The organism is Variovorax boronicumulans, from assembly GCF_029892485.1.
GTDB classification, from domain to species: Bacteria; Pseudomonadota; Gammaproteobacteria; order Burkholderiales; family Burkholderiaceae_C; genus Variovorax; species Variovorax boronicumulans_B.
Map to the genome: position 1 here is coordinate 37,127 of NZ_JARXVG010000010.1, position 21,062 is coordinate 58,188.

General features: G+C 67.4%; 20 protein-coding genes and 1 tRNA gene. 12 read left to right on the forward strand and 9 right to left on the reverse strand.

Annotation, left to right across the window (positions count from 1 at the left end):
* Positions 1-4 precede the first annotated feature (4 nt).
* Genes hemW through M2282_RS21805 form a run of 5 tightly spaced genes read right to left on the reverse strand, consistent with a single transcriptional unit; the run spans position 5 to position 4,570 of the window.
* Complete coding sequence (gene hemW / locus M2282_RS21785) at positions 5-1,267, reverse strand: radical SAM family heme chaperone HemW (protein WP_280810853.1); 1,263 nt, start codon at positions 1,265-1,267, stop codon at positions 5-7.
* A gap of 10 nt (positions 1,268-1,277) precedes the next feature.
* Positions 1,278-1,877, reverse strand: coding sequence for a non-canonical purine NTP pyrophosphatase (locus M2282_RS21790; protein WP_280810854.1), 600 nt, complete (start codon positions 1,875-1,877; stop codon positions 1,278-1,280).
* 3 nt (positions 1,878-1,880) lie between these two features.
* A complete protein-coding gene (rph, locus tag M2282_RS21795; RefSeq protein ID WP_280810855.1) occupies positions 1,881-2,612 on the reverse strand; it encodes a ribonuclease PH in 732 nt (243 codons plus the stop codon).
* A gap of 40 nt (positions 2,613-2,652) precedes the next feature.
* Positions 2,653-3,558, reverse strand: a complete 906-nt coding sequence (locus tag M2282_RS21800; RefSeq protein ID WP_280810856.1) for a PP2C family protein-serine/threonine phosphatase — start codon at positions 3,556-3,558, stop codon at positions 2,653-2,655.
* A 4-nt stretch (positions 3,559-3,562) separates the two neighbouring features.
* Positions 3,563-4,570: a serine/threonine protein kinase gene (locus tag M2282_RS21805; protein ID WP_280810857.1), complete on the reverse strand. Its 1,008-nt coding sequence runs from the start codon at positions 4,568-4,570 to the stop codon at positions 3,563-3,565.
* Positions 4,571-4,661: 91 nt separating this feature from the next.
* Between M2282_RS21805 and M2282_RS21810 the strand changes: the two genes are divergently transcribed.
* The 4 genes from M2282_RS21810 (at position 4,662) to M2282_RS21825 (ending at position 8,804) form a co-directional block, all read left to right on the forward strand.
* Entirely contained in the window at positions 4,662-5,585 is a 924-nt protein-coding gene (locus M2282_RS21810; RefSeq protein WP_280810858.1) for a YicC/YloC family endoribonuclease, read from the forward strand.
* Between the two features lie 14 nt (positions 5,586-5,599).
* Positions 5,600-6,220 (forward strand): guanylate kinase, encoded by a 621-nt coding sequence (gene gmk, locus M2282_RS21815; RefSeq protein ID WP_013543329.1) that lies wholly within the window; start codon positions 5,600-5,602, stop codon positions 6,218-6,220.
* Between the two features lie 31 nt (positions 6,221-6,251).
* A complete protein-coding gene (gene rpoZ, locus M2282_RS21820) occupies positions 6,252-6,455 on the forward strand; it encodes a DNA-directed RNA polymerase subunit omega (protein WP_021009011.1) in 204 nt (67 codons plus the stop codon).
* A gap of 93 nt (positions 6,456-6,548) precedes the next feature.
* The gene (locus M2282_RS21825; RefSeq protein WP_280810859.1) at positions 6,549-8,804 is read left to right on the forward strand and encodes a RelA/SpoT family protein; all 2,256 of its coding nucleotides are present in this window, start codon (positions 6,549-6,551) and stop codon (positions 8,802-8,804) included.
* A gap of 16 nt (positions 8,805-8,820) precedes the next feature.
* Here M2282_RS21825 and greB read toward each other — a convergent pair whose 3' ends face one another.
* The 4 genes from greB to M2282_RS21845 all read right to left on the reverse strand — a co-directional run bounded on the left by greB (position 8,821) and on the right by M2282_RS21845 (position 10,995).
* Positions 8,821-9,396: a transcription elongation factor GreB gene (gene greB / locus M2282_RS21830; protein WP_280810860.1), complete on the reverse strand. Its 576-nt coding sequence runs from the start codon at positions 9,394-9,396 to the stop codon at positions 8,821-8,823.
* Positions 9,397-9,438: 42 nt separating this feature from the next.
* Positions 9,439-9,843 (reverse strand): hypothetical protein, encoded by a 405-nt coding sequence (locus M2282_RS21835; protein ID WP_280810861.1) that lies wholly within the window; start codon positions 9,841-9,843, stop codon positions 9,439-9,441.
* 181 nt (positions 9,844-10,024) lie between these two features.
* Positions 10,025-10,101 (reverse strand) — tRNA-Arg (locus tag M2282_RS21840).
* A gap of 105 nt (positions 10,102-10,206) precedes the next feature.
* A complete protein-coding gene (locus M2282_RS21845) occupies positions 10,207-10,995 on the reverse strand; it encodes a DeoR/GlpR family DNA-binding transcription regulator (RefSeq protein WP_280810862.1) in 789 nt (262 codons plus the stop codon).
* 258 nt (positions 10,996-11,253) lie between these two features.
* Here M2282_RS21845 and deoC point away from each other — a divergent pair, with 258 nt between their 5' ends.
* From deoC to M2282_RS21885, 8 genes are all read left to right on the forward strand, one after another.
* Positions 11,254-12,360, forward strand: a complete 1,107-nt coding sequence (deoC, locus tag M2282_RS21850; RefSeq protein WP_280810863.1) for a deoxyribose-phosphate aldolase — start codon at positions 11,254-11,256, stop codon at positions 12,358-12,360.
* Between the two features lie 4 nt (positions 12,361-12,364).
* A complete protein-coding gene (locus tag M2282_RS21855) occupies positions 12,365-14,791 on the forward strand; it encodes an aldehyde dehydrogenase family protein (RefSeq protein ID WP_280810864.1) in 2,427 nt (808 codons plus the stop codon).
* Between the two features lie 122 nt (positions 14,792-14,913).
* Positions 14,914-15,366, forward strand: coding sequence for an RbsD/FucU family protein (locus M2282_RS21860; protein ID WP_280810865.1), 453 nt, complete (start codon positions 14,914-14,916; stop codon positions 15,364-15,366).
* A gap of 4 nt (positions 15,367-15,370) precedes the next feature.
* Entirely contained in the window at positions 15,371-16,321 is a 951-nt protein-coding gene (locus M2282_RS21865; protein WP_280810866.1) for a ribokinase, read from the forward strand.
* A gap of 11 nt (positions 16,322-16,332) precedes the next feature.
* A complete protein-coding gene (locus M2282_RS21870; protein WP_280810867.1) occupies positions 16,333-17,385 on the forward strand; it encodes an ABC transporter permease in 1,053 nt (350 codons plus the stop codon).
* Between the two features lie 12 nt (positions 17,386-17,397).
* Positions 17,398-18,402: a substrate-binding domain-containing protein gene (locus tag M2282_RS21875; RefSeq protein WP_176658675.1), complete on the forward strand. Its 1,005-nt coding sequence runs from the start codon at positions 17,398-17,400 to the stop codon at positions 18,400-18,402.
* A 21-nt stretch (positions 18,403-18,423) separates the two neighbouring features.
* A complete protein-coding gene (locus M2282_RS21880) occupies positions 18,424-20,001 on the forward strand; it encodes a sugar ABC transporter ATP-binding protein (protein WP_280810868.1) in 1,578 nt (525 codons plus the stop codon).
* Complete coding sequence (locus M2282_RS21885; protein WP_280810869.1) at positions 19,998-21,050, forward strand: ABC transporter permease; 1,053 nt, start codon at positions 19,998-20,000, stop codon at positions 21,048-21,050. Before M2282_RS21880 ends, M2282_RS21885 begins: the two co-directional genes overlap by 4 nt.
* Positions 21,051-21,062: the final 12 nt, after the last annotated feature.

Consider the following 21,062-nt stretch of genomic DNA (forward strand, 5'->3'; position numbering starts at 1 on the left):
TGCTTCAATCCTCGTCCGGCAGAAACAGCGTCTGCAGATCGCTCAGAAAGTCCAGCCCGCGCTCGGTCGGCCATACGCGGAACAGGTCGCGCGCCACGAGCCCCTTGCGCTCGGCCTCTTCAAGCCCGCGCTGGATCGACGTCATCGCGAGCCCCGTGCGCTCGCTGAACTGCGGCAACGTGAAGCCCGCCTTCAATCGCAGCGTATTGAGCATGAATTCGAAGGGCAGGTCCGCCAACGACACCTCGTCGCTCTGCGACACGGCCGCGCCGGCACGCGCGTTCTCCATGTACAGGCGCGGCTCGCGATAGCGCACCTGTCGCACGATGCGGTGCGCAAAGCTCAGCTTGCTGTGCGCTCCGGCGCCGATGCCGAGGTAGTCGCCGAACTGCCAGTAGTTGAGGTTGTGCGCGCACTGATGCCCGTCGGCCGCATAGGCCGACACCTCGTAGCGCGACATGCCGCGCTCGCCTGTCCGCTCGGTGATGCGGTCGAGCATCGCGTAGGCAATGTCGTCTTCGGGCAGCGTCGGCGGAAATTTCGCGAACCAGGTGTTGGGCTCGATGGTGAGGTGATAGACCGAGATGTGCGGCGGCGCGAGCGCGAGGGCCTGCGACAGGTCGGCCTCCAGGTGCTCGAGCGTCTGGCCGGGCAGCGCGTACATCAGGTCGAGGTTGAAGGTGTCGAAGGCACTCGAGGCCTCTTCCACCGCGGCGATGGCCTGTGCGCGGTCGTGCACGCGTCCCAGCGCCGTCAGGTGCTCGTCGTTGAAGCTCTGCACGCCGACCGACAGGCGCGTGACGCCGGCTGAACGGTAGGCCCGGAATCGGTTGCGCTCGAAGGTGCCAGGGTTGGCTTCGAGCGTGATCTCGCAATCGGGCGCGAGCTTCAGGCGTGCACGCACGTCGCCGAGCAACCGGTCGATGGCCTGTGGCGAGAACAGGCTGGGCGTGCCGCCGCCGATGAAGATGGTGTGGACGGTGCGGCCCCAGATCAGCGGCAGCGCGGCATCGAGGTCGGCCACGAGCGCATCGATGTACGCCGCCTCGGGGATGCCCTCCGCATCGGCCGCGCTCGTGGCGCGCCATTCGTGCGAGTTGAAGTCACAGTACGGGCACTTGCGCAGGCACCACGGCAAATGGATGTAGAGCGACAGCGGCGGCAGCGCCGAAAGCTGCAGCGGGCCGGGGCGCATCCAGTGCAGCACGTCGTTGGCTTGCGGCGCGCCCGTGGGCTGCGCCGGCTGGATCGGGAAGACGGTGGCCATCGGCGACCTGCTACAGCCAGCGTTCGCGCATCAGCGCGAGCATCGCCTGCGCCGCGCGGCCGCGGTGGCTGTTGGCGTTCTTGACCTCGGGCGTGAGCTGCGCAAAGGTCTTGCCGAAGGCGGGCAGGACCATCACCGGGTCGAACCCGAAGCCGTTGTCGCCGATGGGTGCGAGCGCGATCTCGCCGACCACGCGCCCGACGGCGATGAGCGGCTCGGGGTCGTCGTGGCTGCGCAGCGCGACCAGCGTGCTGACCAGCGCAGCGCGGCGATTGACCACGCCATCGAGCTGTTCGAGCAGCGCTTTCACGTTGTTGGCATCGCCCTTGGCGTAGCCGAATTGCGTGGCGTAGTAAGCCGTGTCGACGCCCGGCAGGCCGCCGAAGGCATCGACGCACAGGCCCGCGTCGTCGGCGATGGCCGGCAGGCCGGTGGCGGCGCTGGCGTGGCGTGCCTTGGTGAGTGCGTTCTCGACGAAGGTGCGGAAGGGTTCTTCAGCCTCGCCCACGCCCAGCGCCGATTGCGGCACCAGGGTGACGGACAACGCCGCGAACAGTTGCTGGAGTTCGGCGAGCTTGCCTGCGTTGTTGGAGGCCAGGACCAGTTTCATGGATCAGTTCGAGAGCAGTGCCTGCTTCTGCAGCGTCACGAGCTCGCCGATTCCCTTCTCGGCCAGGCCGAGCAGGAGGTTCATTTCTTCGCGCGTGAACGCCACGCCTTCGGCCGTGCCCTGCACTTCGACGAAGTGGCCGGCGCCGGTCATGACGACGTTCATGTCGGTGTCGCAGCTCGAGTCCTCGGTGTATTCGAGGTCCAGCAGCGGCGTGCCGCCGACGATGCCCACCGAGATGGCGGCCACGTGGCCCTTGATCGGCGAGGCTTTGAGGGTGCCGGCGGCCAAGAGCTTGTTGACCGCGTCTTGTGCAGCGACGAAGGCGCCGGTGATGGCCGCGGTGCGGGTGCCTCCATCGGCCTGCAGCACGTCGCAGTCGAGGTGGATGGTGCGTTCGCCGAGCGCCGCCAGGTCGAACACGGCGCGCATCGAGCGGCCGATGAGGCGCTGGATTTCCTGCGTGCGGCCGGTCTGCTTGCCCTTGGCGGCCTCTCGGCTGCTGCGGGTGTGGGTGGCGCGCGGCAGCATGCCGTATTCGGCCGTCACCCAGCCTTCGCCGCTGCCCTTCTTGTGCGGGGGCACGCGCTCTTCGACCGAGGCGGTGCACAGCACGCGGGTCTGGCCGAACTCGATGAGCACCGAGCCCTCGGCGTGGATGGTGAAACCGCGGGTCATGCGCACCGGGCGCAGCTGGTCGGCGGCACGGCCGCCGCTTCGTGTGAAAGCAGTCATTGTTGGAAGCTCGAAAAGGAAAAGGGGAACGCGCGCCGGCTCAGGTTTTTCGCGCGGCAGAGCGGCGGATGGCTTCGTTGATCTCGGCGATGGAGCGCTCGATGGCGTCTTCGTCCATGTCCTCGATCTCGCCATCCGACGGCATGCCGGCCTGGATGGTCGAGGCGAACACGCCGTCGTCGATGGTTTCGGTGGAGATGCCGCGGTCTTCACCGGGCGTCTCGGACATCTCCCACTCGAGCGCGATGAGTGTCACGTTGTCGCTGTGGGCGCCGCCCTTGCGCAACGCCATCTCGGCGAGGTCGGGGGCCGCGTCGGACACCGGCTTGCCGGAGGAAAGCGTGTGCACGATGAGCGCATCGTCGAGCACGCCCCATACGCCGTCGGAGCACAGCATGATGCGGTCGCCGCGCTGGAGCTGCATCGGCGGCGAAATGTCGAACAGCGGCGTGGTCGGCGAGCCAAGGCAGGTCAGCAGCAGGTTGCGGTTGACCGGCATGTCGGAGCCGTGGGGCTTCGGTCGCTCGGCATGCGAATGGTCGCGCGTGCGGGTCAGCAGGCGGCCGTCGCGCACGACGTACAGGCGCGAATCGCCGCAGTGCATCCAGGTGGCGCTCGTGCCCTGCAGCAGCGCTGCGACGACGGTGGTGCGGGGCGTGTCGAGCATGGCCTTGTGGCTCGCGTATCGCATGATCTGCTGGTGCGCGGCCATGGCCGATTCGGCCAGGAAGCCCTTCACGTCTTTCACGGTCGGTCGGGCCTCGCGCTGGTAGAGCGCGGCAATGGTCTGCAGGGCCAGTTGGGCCGCGACCTCGCCTTCCGGGTGACCGCCCATGCCGTCGGCCAGCACGAACAACCCGGACTCCCGCGTGTAGCAATAGCCCATGCGGTCTTCGTTCTTGAGACGTCCGCCCTTGCGGCTGACCTGGAAGACAGAGAATTTCATGACGTCAAGCGGGGCGCGTGGTGGGGGCCGCAGCCCGGGGCAGGCTCTTCTTGTCGAAGGAGCGGATGTTGTCGATCGACAGCCGCACCTTCTCGCCGACTGTGAGCTTGGTGTAGCGGCGCTCGCCTTCGCGGCTCAGTTCCTTCTGCAGCGCGAAGACCGACTGGGGGCGCGAAAGCGGATCGAGCGACATGCACCACTCGACCACCTCGATGAGGTTGTCGGAGTACACGCCGCGAAGGCGCGAGAGCGACAGGCTCAGGCGGTCTTTCTCGATGCGGCGGGGCGCGTCGTTGGGCGGGTAGCCCTGCATGCAGGCGTAGATGCAGGCGCCGATGGCGTAGATGTCGGTCCAGGGCCCCATCGACGAATCGCGGCGGTACATCTCGGGGGCGGCGAAGCCCGGCGTGTACATGGGACGGATGAAGATGCCTTCCTTGCTGAGCACTTCGCGCGCGGCGCCGAAGTCGATCAGCACGGCGCGGTCGTCGTCGGTGACGAAGATGTTGGCCGGCTTGATGTCCAGGTGCAGCATCTTGTACTGATGGACGATGCGCAGGCCGCGCAGGATCTCGTCGAAGAGCGAGCGGATGGTCGACTCGCGAAAGACCTTCTGGCGCTTGAGATCCCGGGCGGTGACCACGAAATCCTGCAGGGTCGCGCCCTCCAGGTAGTTCATGACCATGTAGACGGTCTCGTTCTCGCGGAAGAAATTGAGCACGCTGACCACCGAGGCATGCGAGATCTGCGCGAGGGACCGGCCTTCTTCGAAAAAGCTCTTCAACCCCAGCCGGTAGAGGGACAGTTTTTCGGGCGGCACCTGCGGATGCAGCTCGCCGGGGCCACGGGTGGCCAGCGAAGAAGGCAGGTATTCCTTGATGGCCACCTGCTGTCCGTTGGGGTCGATGGCGAGATAGACAACGCCAAAACCACCCGCCGAAAGCCGGCGAACAACACGGTAACCACCAATGGCCGTATCGGGCAACAGGGGCGAAGGCTTGACCTTTGACATAATCCGGGAGTTTCGCCCGAAGGCGATGGTGCGGCAAGCGAACGCTGTACCGACGCCTCGGTGCATGCAAGCAAAACCACAGTGAGGCGCAATGCCAGTTTACAGCATGACCGGCTATGCCAGCGGCCAGAATGGGTCCGCAGGCAGCCACTCCGAAGCCGAAGCACGGCCTTCCGCCGCAGGCCGACTCGGGGTAGAAATCCGCTCGGTCAACAGCCGCTTCCTCGACCTCACCTTCAAGTTGCCGGAGGAGCTGCGCCAGCATGAGACGGCGCTGCGCGAGTTGCTCACGGGCAAGCTCAAGCGCGGCAAGGTCGAAGTCAGAGCCGCGATCGAGAACACCGCCCAGGCGGGCGTCGTCGAACCCTCCGTCAAGCTGCTCCAGCGGCTCAACGGGGTGCAGGACGGCATCAAGGCCTGGCTGCCCGGGGCCCGCGAACTGAGCGTGGCCGACGTGATCCGCCTCGCCGGCGGCGATGGCGCCACCCGCGGCGACTGGGGCCCCGACCTGCTCGAAGTGGCCGGCAAGGCACTTGAGGCGCTGATGTCGGCACGCCAGCGCGAAGGCGCCCGGCTCGCCAAGATGCTCGAGGCCCACCTGGCCCAGTTGCGCACCCTGGTGCTGCAGGCCGGCCCGCTGGTGCCCCAGCTGGTCGAACAGCAGCGCAACCGCTTCCTGGAACGCTGGCAGGAAGCCATGGGCCTGACCGCAGGCACGGGCGGCACGCTGCCCGAAGCCGCGCAGGACCGGGCACTGACCGAAGCGACGGCGTTCGCCATCCGCATCGACGTGGCGGAAGAGCTCACCCGGCTGAACTCGCACCTCGACGAGATCGAGCGCCTCCTCAAGAAGGGCGGAGAGATCGGCAAGCGGCTCGACTTCCTGATCCAGGAGCTGCACCGCGAGGCCAACACCCTGGGCTCCAAGTCGGCAGCCCTCGAGCTCACGCGCATCGGCGTGGACATGAAGGTCCTGATCGAGCAGATGCGCGAGCAGGTCCAGAACATCGAATGACGGCGAGCGAAAGAATGGACTACCCCGGCAACATCTTCGTGGTCGCCGCGCCCAGCGGGGCGGGCAAATCGAGCCTGGTCAAGGCGCTCATGGAGCTCGACTCGGCGGTTCAGCCGTCGGTGTCGCACACCACGCGGCCGCCGCGCGGGCAGGAAAAGCACGGCCGCGAGTACTTTTTTGCCTCGCCTCCCGAATTCGACGCCCTGATCGCAGCCGACGGCTTCGTGGAATGGGCCCATGTGCATGGCCACCGGTACGGCACATCCAAGAAGGCCATCGAGGAGCGGATCGCCCAGGGGGCGGACGTGATCCTCGAGATCGACTTCCAGGGCGCGCTCCAGATCCGAAAGACCTTCGCCAACGCGGTGATGATCTTCATCCTGCCGCCCAGCTGGGAAGAACTGCGGTCGCGGCTCGAGCGGCGCGGCGAAGACAGCGCCTCGGTCATCGAATTGCGGCTGAAAAACGCCGCAGAAGAGATGGCCAGGGCCGGGGAATTCGACTTCGTTATAATCAACGAGTTATTTGAGCGGGCGCTTTTTGATCTCAAGGCGATTGTCCACGCTCAGCGGCTTCGGTATTCCGCACAGCGCCGTGCACGTGCCGACACCTTTGCCGCACTGAACATCCCCTGATCTCCTGCTCACCGACCGAAAGATACTCATCATGGCCCGCATCACCGTCGAAGACTGTCTGCTTCAGATCCCGAACCGCTTCCAGCTCGTGCTGGCCGCCACGTACCGTGCGCGCATGCTGAGCCAGGGCCATGCGCCCAAAATCGAGAGCAAGAACAAGCCCGCCGTCACGGCCCTGCGCGAAATCGCGGAAGGCAAGATCGGCATCGAAATGCTCAAGAAGGTGCCGGGCTGATCTGACGCAGCCCTGCAACGAAAAGGCACCGCCAAGCGGTGCTTTTTTTATGTCTGGACGCGCCCATGGAACGGTCACGCTAAAGTGGTAGCCATGAGTGCGGTTGCCAAACATCAGTCCCAAGCCCCCACGGGCGTGCCGAAGCCGAGCCCGGCGGCACTGAATGCGGCTGCCGCAAGCTTCGCAGCATTGACGGCGCGCCTCGACTATCTGGGCCCGGAAGACACCGAACTGGTTCGCCGCGCCTACCGCTTCGCCGACGAGGCCCACCTGGGCCAGTTGCGCAACAGCGGCGAGCCGTACATCACCCATCCCATCGCCGTGGCTGCGCAATGCGCCGAGTGGAAGCTCGATGCCCAGGCGCTGATGGCGGCCCTGCTGCACGACGCCATCGAAGACTGCGGGGTCACCAAGCCCGAGCTGATCGAGCGCTTCGGCGCCCCGGTGGCCGAACTGGTCGACGGGCTCACCAAGCTCGACAAGCTGCAGTTCAACACCCGCGAAGAAAACCAGGCCGAATCCTTCCGCAAGATGCTGCTGGCCATGGCGCGCGATGTGCGCGTCATTCTGGTCAAGCTGGCCGACCGCACGCACAACATGCGCACGTTGGCCGACGCGCCGCGCGAGAAATGGGCCCGCATCTCGCGCGAAACGCTAGAGATCTACGCGCCCATCGCGCACCGGCTCGGCCTGAACCAGACCTACCGCGAGCTGCAGGAGTTGTCGTTCCGGCACCTCAAGCCCTGGCGCTACGCCACGCTGTCGAAAGCCGTGGCCAAGGCGCGCGGGCGACGCCGCGACCTGATCCAGAAGGTGCAGAAAGAGGTCGAAGGCGCCTTCTCGTCGGCCGGCATGTCACTGCGCATCGCAGGGCGCGAGAAAACGCTCTATTCCATCTACCGCAAGATGGAAGACAAACACCTGAGCTTCGCCCAGGTGACCGACATCTACGGCTTCCGCCTGATCGTGCCGAACGTGATCGCCTGCTACACCGGCCTTGGCATCCTTCACCAGATGTACAAGCCGCTGCCCGGCAAGTTCAAGGACCACATCGCAATCGCCAAGCTCAACGGCTACCAGTCGCTGCACACCACGCTGGTGGGCCCGGCCGGCGTGAGCGTCGAGTTCCAGTTGCGCACCGAGGCGATGCACGTGGTCGCCGAATCCGGCGTGGCGGCGCACTGGCTCTACAAGGCCGCCGAGCCGAATGCGGCAAGCAACGACCGGCTGGGCACCAAGTGGCTGCAGTCGCTGCTCGACATCCAGGACGAAACGCGCGATGCCGCCGAATTCTGGGACCACGTCAAGGTCGACCTCTTTCCCGACGCGGTCTACGTCTTCACGCCCAAGAGCCAGATCATGGCGCTGCCGCGCGGCGCCACCGTGGTCGACTTCGCCTACGCCATCCACAGCAACATCGGCGACCACACCTCGGCCGCGCGCATCAACGGCGACCAGGTGCCGCTGCGCACCGAACTCAAGAACGGCGACGTGGTCGAGGTGATCACCGCGCCGGTGTCGACGCCCAATCCGGCCTGGCTCGGGTTCGTGCGAACCGGCCGGGCGCGCTCGAAGATCCGGCACTACCTGAAGACCCTGGCCCACGCCGAATCCGAGGGGCTCGGCGAAAAGCTGCTCGCGCAGGCCCTGCGCGCCGAAGGCCTCGGCAGGCTGCCCGAGGAAGACGAAGAACACCAGGCGATGTGGGAGAAGCTGTTGCGCTTCACCGGCAACCGCAACCGCTCCGAGCTGCTGACCGACATCGGCCTCGGCAAGCGCATCGCGAGCATCGTCGCCAAGCGGCTCATGGCGCTGCTGTCCGAACTCGGCGAGCGCCCCGACGCGCTGCTGCTGAGCCGCGAGCGCTTCATCACGCACGAGACCGTGTCGCAGGGCGCGGTCACGCTCGACGGCAGCGAAAACTCGTCGGTGCGCTTTGCGCTGTGCTGCCGCCCCATTCCGGGCGACCAGATCGTCGGATACCTCGGGCATGGCGAAGGCCTGGTGGTGCACACCGAGGACTGCGGCGTCGGCCAGCGGCTGCGCCACAAGGACAGCGAACGCTTCTTCGCGGTCGAGTGGGCGGACGAACCGACGCGCGCCTTCGAGACCGGCGTCGTGATCACCGTGCGCAACGACAAGGGCGTGCTGGCGCGCGTGGCCGCCACGCTGGCGGATGCCGAAGCCGACATCACGCACGTGGAAATGGCCGACGAGACCCCTCAGGACTCGACCGACCTGCGCTTCGTGATCGCGGTGCGCGATCGCGCGCATCTGGACGCCGTGCTGCGCGTGGCGCGGCGGACCGCCTCGGTGCTCACTGCAGCACGGACCGTTCCGGCATCTTGAATCGAAGGCCCGTCGATCAGTCCGGCGCCGAGCGCGGCGCCGGGTAACTCACCGACAGGATCTCCACCTCGTGCGCCCCGCCGGGCGTGACCAGCTTCACCACATCGCCTTCGCGCGACTTGAGCAAGGCCCGCGCGATCGGTGAAATCCAGCTGACCTGCGACCGGGCGCTGTCCGCCTCATCGATGCCGAGGACCGTGATGCTGCGTTCGTCGCCCGTTTCATCGGCATAGCGAACGGTGGCCCCGAAGAAGACCTGGTCGCTGCCATGGTGCACCGATGGGTCGGTGACCTCTGCGATCTCGAGGCGCTTGGTGAGAAAGCGGATGCGCCGGTCGATCTCGCGCAGACGCTTCTTGCCGTAGAGATAGTCGCCATTTTCCGAGCGGTCGCCGTTCTTGGCGGCCCAGTGCACGGCCTCGACCACCTTCGGGCGCTCTTCGTCCATCAGCTGCAGCAACTCGTCGCGCAGCCGTGCATAACCCGCTGGCGTGATGTAGTTCTTGCTGCCGGCCGGCAGCGCAGGCGCGGCGCCGTCGGCGCCATCGTCATCCGCGTCGTTGTCGGTTTCCTTGGTGAATGCCTTGTTCAACGAAGTAGCCTTTGAATAGAAGTAGCGGCGGCCCGTGCCGCATCAACCGAGGTCGGAGCGCTTGCAGTCGAAGCTCATGCCTGGCTCCACGCTCCGCAGGGCGGGCACCTTGTTGACGAAGACCACGCCCGCCCTCACCAATTGCCAATCGCCGGATTTGAACAGCTTGAAGAGGCTCAGGACCTCTTCTCCAGCCGCGGGAATGGCGTTGAAGAGATAGACGGGCTCGCCGGAGGAAGTCCCCTCCATGCTCACCAGTTCGGCGCGCATCTTGCCCATGGTTTCGGTGTCTTTGGTCCGCGAGCGCACGATGTCCATGTTGACGGTGCGCGAGTGTTCGTCGATCGCGATCCTGCGGATCCAGTTGAAGGCGCCGGCCGCGTTGCCCGGGCTTGGCACGCATGCGATGGTTCCCGCGGCTGCCGAACCCGCCGTCGACAGCAGCAAGAGCAGTTGGCATGTGCGTCGCAACGTTCGGATGTTCATGGTCGCCCTGCTTCGTTTGACTTGAACGAACTTTAGCGCCCAGGCGCTCGAACCGCATCGGTCACTCCGGCATGTGCCCAGGTTCGTGTCACCCAAAAGAAAATGGCCTAGAAGGGATGAACCTTCTAGGCCATTGAGAGAGTGGTGCGGCTGGCAGGAATTGAACCCACGACCCCTTGGTTCGTAGCCAAGTACTCTATCCAACTGAGCTACAGCCGCACAGCTTGCGATTATAGCATGCGCTTTTTGACGTTCCGGACCTGCACGGTCGAAAGTTGAAGATGGGGTGGTCGAACGAGTGGCACGCTCGAAGCGCGGCGCCACTCATGCGCCGCCTGCCCGCGCGAACTCCACCGGCAGTTCCTTGAATTGCTTCTTGACGGCCGCAGCGGGCGCGCCGCCCACCACAATCCGCGCGAAGGCCTGCAGCGGGCTGAAGAACGCAGGCCTCAGCGTGCCCAGCTTGCTCTCGTCGACAACGAGAAAACTCTCCGACGCGCTGCGGATGGCCGCCTGCTTCACCGGCACCTCATGAAAGTTGGAACAGCTCGCGCCGCGCGCAACGTCCAGCCCGCCGGCCGAGATGAAGGCCTTGTTCACGCCCAGCTTGTCGAGGTACTGCAGCCCTTCGTCCGAAAAGAAAGTGGCCGATGACGGGTGATACAGCCCGCCCATCAACATCAGCTGTGTGTTCGGTCGCCGGCTCAGCACCGCCGCGATGTTCGTGGAATAACACACCACGCTCAACGGCATCTCGGGCGGTAGCGCCTCCGCGAAGTGGACCATCGTGGTCCCGCAGTCGATGAACAGGCTGTCGTGCGGCTGTACCCACTCGGCCGCGCGCTCGCAGGCCAAGCGCTTGTTGGCGGCGTGCTGGTCGCTGGCCTCGTCGAGCGAGTAGCGCTCGGCGCCCGGCAGCGTGGTCGCCAGCACGTAACCGCCGAGCACCGAGAGCGGCGATTCGGCCGACGACAGGTCGCGGCGGATGGTCATCTCGGTCACGTCGAGCCGCTGGGCCGCCTGCTTGATGGGCAGCGGGCCGCCGGCCTCGACGAGTTCCTGCATCTTCGCCAGGCGCACGGCCCGGGCCTCGGCTCCTGCGGTCTTTCGCATGTTCGGTTTCCTCTGATCCAAGCACGCGAGTATCGGTCATCGCGGGTTTTCAAATGTTATTTCAAAAACATCTTGCCTGATTAAATGTTGTTGCTCTAACATTCGCACCAACACGCCGCCGGCCCTGCACGACGACACGCTCGACGAACGACACCACCGCTGCGCCGCCGCGCGACGCAGCACCGGAGACACACAAGACATGCCCTTTGCCTGCCCGCCGCACATGCGGCCTCTGCGCGCCACGGCGCCCATCACGCCATGACATCCACCTCCCTCGTTCGCAGCAGCGGCGCCGTGCGCTCGCGGCCGGCGCCGCCCGCCAGTGCCGTCGCAGCGCTCACCCCAGCGGCCCCAGCGGCCCCAGCGGCCCCAGCGGCCACGGCCGCTTCCACCGAAGAACCAGCGCAGCCGTACGCCACCGCGCGCAACACCGCGCAACCCTTCGATACCGGCTGGTTCGAAGGCATCCGTATCAACCTCTCGGCCGCCGAACGCCGCGTGGCCACGCTGCCAGGGCGCCGCTCCGTCAAGAAGGATGCGCAGGCCGGCTGGCTGCTCAAGGCCATCACCTGCATCGACCTGACCACGCTCAACGGCGACGACACGGCCGAGCGCGTGCGCCGGCTTTGCGCCAAGGCGGTCACGCCCGTGCGCCCCGACCTGCTGGCCGCGCTGGGCTTTGCCGACCGCAGGCTGCACACGGGCGCAGTGTGCGTGTACCACCGCTTCGTGTCGACCGCGGTCGAGGCGCTCGCGGGCACCGGCATCCCGGTGGCCGCAGTGTCCACGGGCTTTCCGGCGGGGCTGATTCCGCACGAGCTCAAGCTCAAGGAAATCGAAGCCTCGGTGCGCGACGGCGCGGCGGAGATCGACATCGTCATCACGCGCGAGCACGTGCTCACCGGGCAGTGGCAGAAGCTCTACGACGAGATGCGCGACTTCCGCAGTGCGGCCGGCGACGCGCACGTCAAGGCCATCCTTGCCACGGGCGAACTGAAGACGCTGCGCAACGTGGCCAAGGCCTCGATGGTCTGCATGATGGCCGGCGCGGATTTCATCAAGACCTCCACCGGCAAGGAAGGCGTGAACGCCACGCCGCTGGTCACGCTGGTGATGCTGCGCATGATCCGCCAGTACGAAGCCCGCACCGGCTTTCGCGTGGGCTACAAGCCCGCCGGTGGCGTCTCCACCGCCAAGACCGCGCTCGACTACCAGGTGCTCATGAAGGAAGAGCTGGGCCGCGCCTGGCTCGAACCCGACCTGTTCCGCATCGGCGCCTCCACGCTGCTGGCCGACATCGAGCGCCAGCTGGAGCACCACGTCACGGGCCGCTACTCGGCCTTCAACCGCCACCCGATCGGATGACCCGATGAGCAGCAGCCAGAACAACAACAGCAGCGTCGCACGCTATTTCGACACCATGGACTACGGCCCCGCGCCAGAGAGCGACACCGACGCGCGCCAATGGCTCGCGCGCCATGCCGAGGGCTTCGGCCACTTCATCCACGGGCGCTTCACCGCCGCATCGGCCGGCACGCAATTCGACACCGCCGAGCCCGCCACCGGCCAGCGCCTGGCCGGCATCGCACAAGGTTCCGCGCAGGACGTGGACGCGGCCGTTGCTGCGGCGCGCGCCGCGCAGCCCGGCTGGCTCGCGCTCGGCGGCCACGGCCGCGCACGCCATCTCTACGCCCTGGCGCGCATGGTGCAGCGCCATGCACGCCTGCTCGCGGTGGTCGAGGCGCTGGACAACGGCAAGCCCATCCGCGAGACACGCGACCTGGACGTGCCGCTGGTGGCGCGCCACTTCTATCACCACGCCGGCTGGGCGCAGCTGCAGGAACGCGAGTTCGCCGACCAGGTGCCGCTGGGCGTCGTCGGCCAGATCATTCCGTGGAACTTCCCGCTGCTGATGCTCGCGTGGAAGATCGCGCCCGCGCTCGCCCTGGGCAACACGGTGGTGCTCAAGCCCGCCGAGCTCACGCCGCTGAGCGCGCTGCTCTTCGCCGAACTGGCTGCAGAGGCCGGCCTGCCGCCGGGCGTGCTGAACGTGGTGACCGGGGACGGCGCCACGGGCGCGGCACTGGTCGCACACGAGGGCGTCGACAAGATCGCCTTCACCGGCTCGACCGACGTGGGCCGCCTCATCCGTGAAGCCACCGCCGGCTCGGGCAAGTCGCTCACGCTGGAGCTGGGCGGCAAGTCGCCCTTCATCGTGTTCGACGATGCGGACATCGACGCGGCCGTCGAAGGCGTGGTCGATGCCATCTGGTTCAACCAGGGCCAGGTGTGCTGCGCCGGTTCGCGGCTGCTGCTGCAGGAAGGCATTGCGGCCGACTTCATCGAGCGCCTGAAGCGCCGCATGCAGAGCCTGCGCGTGGGTTCGCCGCTGGACAAGGCGATCGACATGGGCAGCCTGATCGATCCCACCCAGCTCGAGCGCGTGCGCACGCTTGTGGCGACCGGTGTGCGCGAAGGCGCGAGCTGCCATCAGGCACCGGGCGCGCTGCCGCCGGGCGGCAGCTTCTTCCCGCCGACGCTCCTGACCAACGTGCATCCCGCATCCACCGTGGCAACCGAGGAGATCTTCGGCCCGGTGCTGGTGACGATGACCTTCCGCACGCCCGACGAAGCCGTCGCGCTGGCCAACAACACGCGCTACGGCCTGGCCGCGAGCGTGTGGAGCGAGACCATCGGGCTGGCGCTGGGCATCGCGCCGCAACTGCAGGCCGGCGTGGTGTGGGTCAACGCGACCAACCTGTTCGATGCGGGCGTGGGCTTCGGCGGCTACCGCGAATCGGGCTACGGCCGCGAAGGTGGGCGCGAGGGCTGCTACGAATATCTGAAGCCGCGCGCCTGGGCGGAGCGCAAGCCGCGTACCGCGGCTGTCGCGCTGGAGGCCGCGAACGAAGCGCCCCGGACGCAACCCAGGCCTTCGACCACGCTGCCGGCCATCGACCGCACGGCCAAGCTGTTCGTCGGCGGCAAGCAGGTGCGCCCGGACGGCGAGCTCTCGCACCCGGTGTTCGCGGCGAGCGGTCAGCGCGTTGGCGAGGTCGGCACGGGCAACCGCAAGGACATCCGCAACGCCGTCGCGGCCGCGCGCTCGGCAGCGGGCTGGTCGAGCGCCACACCGCACCGCCGCGCACAGGCGCTGTACTACCTCGCGGAAAACCTCGCGGCCCGTGCCGACGAATTCGCCGGCCGCATCGCCAGCCTGACCGGCGTGGGCGCACGCGCAGCGCAGTCGGAGGTCGATGCCTCGGTGAGCCGCCTGTTCGCCTACGGCGCCTGGGCCGACAAGTACGAAGGCACGGTGCATGTGCCGCCCCTGCGCGGCGTGGCACTGGCCACCGTCGAGGCCATCGGCGTGGTCGGTGTGGTGTGCCCCGACGAGGCGCCGCTGCTGTCCTTCGTGAGCCTGTTCGCGCCGCTCATGGCCATGGGCAACCGCACGGTGATCGTACCGAGCGAGAAGCATCCGCTGGTGGCCACCGACTTCTACCAGGTGCTCGAAACCTCCGACCTGCCGGCCGGCGTGATCAACCTGGTGACCGGCCCCGCGGCCAGCCTTGTGCAGACGCTCGCCGAGCACGACGACGTCGATGCGCTCTGGGTCTTCGGCGCGAAGGCGCTCTCGCGCAACGCCGAGCGCCTGTCGGTGGGCAACCTCAAGCGCACGCTGGTCGACCACGGCCTGGCCACCGACTGGTACGACGGCGCCTCGGCCGAAGGCGCGTTGTTCCTGCGGCATGCCACGCAGGTCAAGAACATCTGGATTCCCTATGGCGAATGAGCGCCTGGCGTCCAACGGAGCCATGAAAACCAAGGGAAATCCCCGAATAGCAAACGTTTGCGCAAACGTTTTCTTTCTCTAAGATACGTCGAAAGAACGACAAGTCCTTCACGGAGACAAACATGCTGAAGTCCATCCATCCGCTGCTCAATGCGGACGTGCTTTACGCCCTGCGCGCCATGGGCCATGGCGACGAACTGGTGCTGTGCGACGCCAACTTCCCGGCCGATTCGGTCGCACGTCAGACCACCCTGGGCCGGCTGCTGCGCATCGACGGCGTGGGCACCACCGAGGCGGCACGCGCCATTCTTTCGGTGCTGCCGCTGGACAACGCGGTGGACGATCCCGCACGGCGCATGGAGATCATGGGCGAGCCGAACGAGATTCCGCCGGTGCAGCAGGAGATGCAGCGCGAGATCGATGCTGCCGAGGGGCGCACCCGCCCGCTGGGCTCCATCGAGCGCTTCGCCTTCTACGAGGCCGCGCGCCGCGCCTACTGCGTGATCGCCACGGGCGAGCGCCGTTTCTACGGCTGCTTCATCTTCAAGAAGGGCGTCCTCGCACCCGAGGCCTGATCGCATGACCGCCATCCCTGTCTCTTCACAGCAGCGCGGCGTCGCCGTGCTCGGCATCTTCGTGGCCGACCTCGCATTCCGCGCGGCCCAGCTTCCCGGCGTCGGCCAGACCATCGCGGGCTCGGGCTTCGCCATGGGTCCCGGCGGCAAGGGCTCGAACCAGGCCGTGGCGGCAGCGCGCGCAGGCGCGGGGGTCACGTTCATCTCCAAGCTCGGTCAGGACGCCTTCGCCGCCAACGCGCTCGCGCTCTGGGCCGAGGAAGGCATCACGCCGCGCACCCCGCAGGTGGCAGACCACCCAACCGGCGCGGCCTTCATCTACGTGCACGAGGTCACGGGCGCCAACGCGATCATCGTGGTGCCGGGCGCCGCAGCCTTCATCGGCACGGCCGACGTGGACGCGGCAGCCGACGCCATCCGCGGTGCGCGCGTGTTCGTCACGCAGCTGGAGCAGCCCGCGGCCGCCGCACAACGCGGCCTGGAACTGGCGCGCGCCGCCGGCACGGTGACGGTGTTCAACCCCGCGCCCGCCCTGCCCTTCGACGATGCGCTGTACGCGCTGTGCGACTACATCACGCCCAACGAGCACGAGGCCGCCGCACTGAGCGGCATGGCGGTGGAAACCATCGACGACGCGCGCCGCGCGGGCGACTTCTTCCTGGCCAAGGGCGTGGGCTGTGCGCTCATCACGCTCGGCGACAAGGGCGCGCTGCTGCACAGCGCGAGCGGCTCGGTGCACATCCCCGTGTTCAATGCCGGTGCCGTGAAGGAAACGACCGGCGCGGGCGACGCCTTCAACGGCGGCTTCGCGGCGGCACTGGCCGAAGGCGCCTCGCCGCTGGAAGCCGCGCGCTTCGGCTCGGCGGTGGCCGCCATCTCGGTCACGCGCGCCGGGACAGCGCCCTCGATGCCCACGCGTGCCGAGGTCGATGCGCTGATGAACCGCGCCCACTGAAAGAGCCCGCCATGACCTCCAGGTTTTCAGACCGCGAACTCAACTTCCTGGTCGCCATCAATGTCGTGATCCTCGTGGTCGCGACGGTGCTGTCCAAGGGCGACTTCCTCGACGTCTACAACTTCCAGTCGATGGGCGGCCAGCTGCCCGAGCTCGGCCTCTTGGCCATGGGCGTGGCGCTGTCGATGATCTCGGGCAACGGCGGCATCGACCTGTCGGGCGTGGCGCTGGCCAACCTGGCCGGGGTGGTTGCCGCCACGGTGGCGCCGATGCTCGCGGCGCCCGATGCCTCGCCCTGGATCTACACGGCGTGGTTCGCCGTGATCGCGCTGGCGGTGGGCCTGGCGGGCGGGCTGCTCAACGGGCTGCTGATCGCCCGCGCCGGCCTCACGCCCATTCTTTGCACGCTGGGCACGCAGTTGCTCTACACCGGCTTCGCCGTGGTGCTCACCGGCGGCTCCAGCCTGCGCGTGGGCGATGCCGAACCGCTCTCGGCCATCGGCAACGAGATGGTGCTGGGCGTGCCGATTCCGTTCGTCATCTTCGTGGCGATGCTGCTGGGCGTGGGCTGGCTGCTCAAGCAAAGCCCGTTCGGCATCCGCCTCTTCCTCTTGGGCACCAACGCCAAGGCGGCGCGCTACACGGGCATTTCGCAGAACCGCATGCTGGTGGCCACCTATGCGCTGTGCGGCGTGCTCGCCGCAGTGGCGGGCGTGATCATCGCGGCCCGCACGGCGAGCGTGAAGTCCGACTACGGCAACTCCTACCTGCTCATCGCCATCCTCATCACGGTGATGGCGGGCGTGCGGCCGCAGGGCGGCTACGGGCGCATGACCTGCCTGTTCTTCTCGGCCGTGGCGCTGCAGCTCTTGTCCAGCACCTTCAACCTGCTGGGCATTTCGAATTTCTTCCGCGATTGCGCCTGGGGACTGCTGCTGCTGTTCTTCCTGGCATCGGCACGGCTGAGCCTGGCCGACCTGCGCAGCTTCGTTTCAATTACGCGCTCCAGCGCACCGCCGCACCAGTCCCCTCCTGGCGCGACGCAAAGAACCACCGAGGGCTAGGAGACAAAAGACATGCTGAAGAAAACAAAGATCGCCTGCACCGTGCTGGCACTGGGCACCGTGGCCTTCGCCTCCGCGCTGCATGCGCAGGGCAAGCCGCAGGACATCGTCACCGTGGTGAAGATCACCGGCATCAGCTGGTTCAACCGCATGGAAGTGGGCGTGAAGGAATTCGGCGCCAGCACCCCCGGCGTGGCCACGCGCCAGATCGGCCCGGCCCAGTCGGACGCCGCGCAGCAGCAGCGCCTGATCGAAGACCTGGTGGCCAAGAAGGTCGACGCCATCGCCGTGGTCTCGATGGACCCGCCCACGCTGGAGCCGGTGCTCAAGCGCGCAATGGAACGCGGCATCAAGGTCGTGACGCACGAGGCCGACAACCAGAAGAACACCATGGTCGACATCGAGGCCTTCGACAACACGGCCTACGGCGCGCGCATCAACGAACGCCTGGCCGCCTGCATGGGCCAGCAGGGCAAGTGGACCTCGCTGGTCGGCTCGCTGGGCAGCCAGTCGCAGGTGCAGTGGGCCGACGGCGGCGCCACCAACGCGAAGAAGTACCCCAAGATGCAGCTGGTCGACGCCAAGAACGAGTCGCTCAACGACGCCGAAAAGGCCTACGGCAAGGCCAAGGAAATGCTGCGCAAGCACCCCGACCTGAAGGGCTTCCAGGGCTCGTCGTCGCTCGACGTGCTGGGCATCGGCCGTGCGGTGGAAGAAGCCGGCCTGCAGGGCAAGGTCTGCGTGTACGGCACGGGCCTGCCGAGCGAAGCGGCCAAGTTCCTCGAATCGGGCGCGGTCGGTGGCATCGCCTTCTGGGACCCGAAGGATGCCGGCATCGTCATGAACAAGGCGGCCAAGATGCTGCTGGACGGCAAGACCATCACCGACGGCACCGACATGGGCGTGCAGGGCTACAACAAGGTCTCGGTGAAGAAGGGTCCGGGCGTCGGCATCATCGTCACGGGCCAGGCCTGGGTCGAGGTCGACAAGCAGAACTACAAGAAGTACGCCTTCTGATCTTCCGGACCTCTTGAGCGTATGACCCTTACCGCGCCTTCCACGCAAGCCCCGGTGCCCGGCACCGGGCGCCGTGTCTTCCTCGAAGTGCAGGACGTGCACAAGCGCTTCGCGGGCGTGCACGCGCTGCGCGGCATCGACCTCACGATCGAGGCCGGCGAGATCTACCACCTGCTCGGCGAGAACGGCTGCGGCAAGAGCACGCTCATCAAGATCATCTCGGGCGCGCAGCCGCCGAGCCAGGGGCGCATCGTGATCGATGGCCATCCGCACGAATCGCTGTCGCCGCTGGAAGCGCTCACGCTGGGCATCGAGACGGTCTACCAAGACCTGTCGCTGCTGCCGAACATGAGCGTGGCCGAGAACGTCGCGCTCAGCGAGCAGCTGGTCGCCACCGGCGGCAGGCTCGCGCGGCGCTTCGATCGCAAGGCGGTGGCCGCCACGGCCGTGCGCGCGCTCGAAACAGTGAAGCTGCCGACCGACGCGGCCTTCCTCGCGCGCCGGGTCGACGAGCTGCCCATCGCCACGCGGCAGCTGGTGGCCATTGCACGCGCGGTGGCGACGCGCGCGCGCATGGTCATCATGGACGAGCCCACCACCTCGCTCACGCAGAAGGAAGTCGACAACCTCGTGCACGTGGTCGAGCACCTGCGCGCGCAGGGCGTGGCCGTGCTGTTCGTGAGCCACAAGCTCGACGAATGCATGGCCATGGGCGGCCAGGCCATCGTCTTTCGTGACGGCACGAAGGTCGCACAGGGGCCGATCCGCGATTTCACCAAGGCCGAGCTCGCGCACTGGATGACCGGCAAGCAGCTCGACGGCGCGCGCTACCGCCACCGCACGCACGGCGGCGACACGCTGCTGAAGGTCGAGGCGCTCGGTCGCGGCGCGCAGTTCAGCGATGTGAACTTCACGCTGCACAAGGGCGAGATCCTGGGCATCACCGGGCTGCTCGACTCGGGCCGCAACGAACTGGCGCTGGCCCTGGCCGGCGTGCAGGCCGCCGACCGCGGGCGCATCGCGCTCGACGGCCGGCAGGTCACGCTGAAGACGCCGAGCGACGGCATTCGCCAGGGCATCGGCTACGTGCCGGAAGACCGGCTGAGCGAGGGCCTGTTTCTCGACAAGCCGATCCGCGACAACATCGTCACGGCCGTGCTCGGCCGCCTGCGCGGGCGCTTCGGCGCGCTCGACGGCAAGCAGTGCCAGGCACTGGCCGAACGCACGGTGAGCGAGTTGCAGATCGCCACGCCCGATGTCGACCGGCCGGTGCAATCGCTCTCGGGCGGCAACCAGCAGCGCGTGCTCATCGGCCGCTGGCTCGCCATCGACCCGCGCGTGCTGATCCTCCACGGCCCCACCGTGGGCGTGGACGTGGGCTCCAAGGACACCATCTACCGCATCGTGCAGCGGCTGGCCGAGCAGGGCCTGGGCGTGATCCTGGTGAGCGACGACCTGCAGGAGCTGCTGCAGAACTGCGACCGCATCCTGCTGATGCGCAAGGGCCGCATCGCCAACGACTTCGACGCGCAGGGCCTGGCCGAGAGCGAGCTCTACCACGCGCTGGTTTCCGACACCCCTTCTCCCGCATTCTCATGACGGCTTCCACCATGCAAGCGCATTCCACGACGCCGCCGACCCCGGTTGCGCAAGCGGCCCCCAAGGCACCGGCCTCCTGGCGCGGCTGGCTCGCGCAGCGCCCCTCGGTCTTCACGCTCGCGCTGATCGTGCTGGTGTGCCTGGCGGTCGGCGCCATCAACCCGGGCTTCTTCCAGCTGCCGGTGCTGTTCGACATCGTGCGGGCCTGCACGGTGCTCGGGCTCTTTGCGCTGGGCGTGCTGATCGTGCTGGCCGCCGGCGGCATAGACGTGTCGTTCGCGGCCATCGCCGCGCTCACGATGTACAGCATCACCAAGCTGGTGCTGAACTACTTTCCCGAGGCGCCCATCGCCTTGCTGCTGGCCGCGGGCGCCGTGAGCGGCGCGGTGCTGGGCGTGTTCAACGGCCTCCTGGTGCACTGGCTCAAGGCCCCGTCGCTGATCGTGACCATCGGCACGCAGTACCTCTACCGCGGCATCCTGCTGACGTTCGTGGGCACCGTGTTCTTCATGAACGTGCCCGCGCCGATGGACGCGTTCGGCAAGCTCGCGCTCTGGCGCTTCGACACCGCGCAGGGCCTGCACGTGGTGCTGCCCGCCACGGTGCTGGTGCTGGCCGGCGCGGCGGTGCTGACGTGGTGGCTGCTGAACCGCACGCTCATCGGCCGCGCGGTGTACGCCATCGGCGGCAGCCTCGCGATTGCCGAGCGGCTGGGCTACAACCTGCGCACGGTGCACATCTTCGTGTTCGCGTACGCGGGCTTCCTGTCGGGGCTGGCGGGCATCGTGCACGTCTCGAGCACGCGGCTGGCGAACCCCTTCGACCTGGTGGGCAACGAGCTGGACGTGATCGCCGCCGTGATCCTGGGCGGCGCGCGCATCACCGGCGGCAGCGGCACCGTGGGCGGCACGCTGCTGGGCGTGGTGCTGGTCACGCTGATCAACAACGTGCTGATCCTGGCCGGCGTGCCGAGCACCTGGCAGAAGGTGATCATCGGGGCGTTCATCCTGGTGGCCGGGGCCTGCTTCGCCATGCGCAAGCAGGGCTGAGCATCGCGCCGG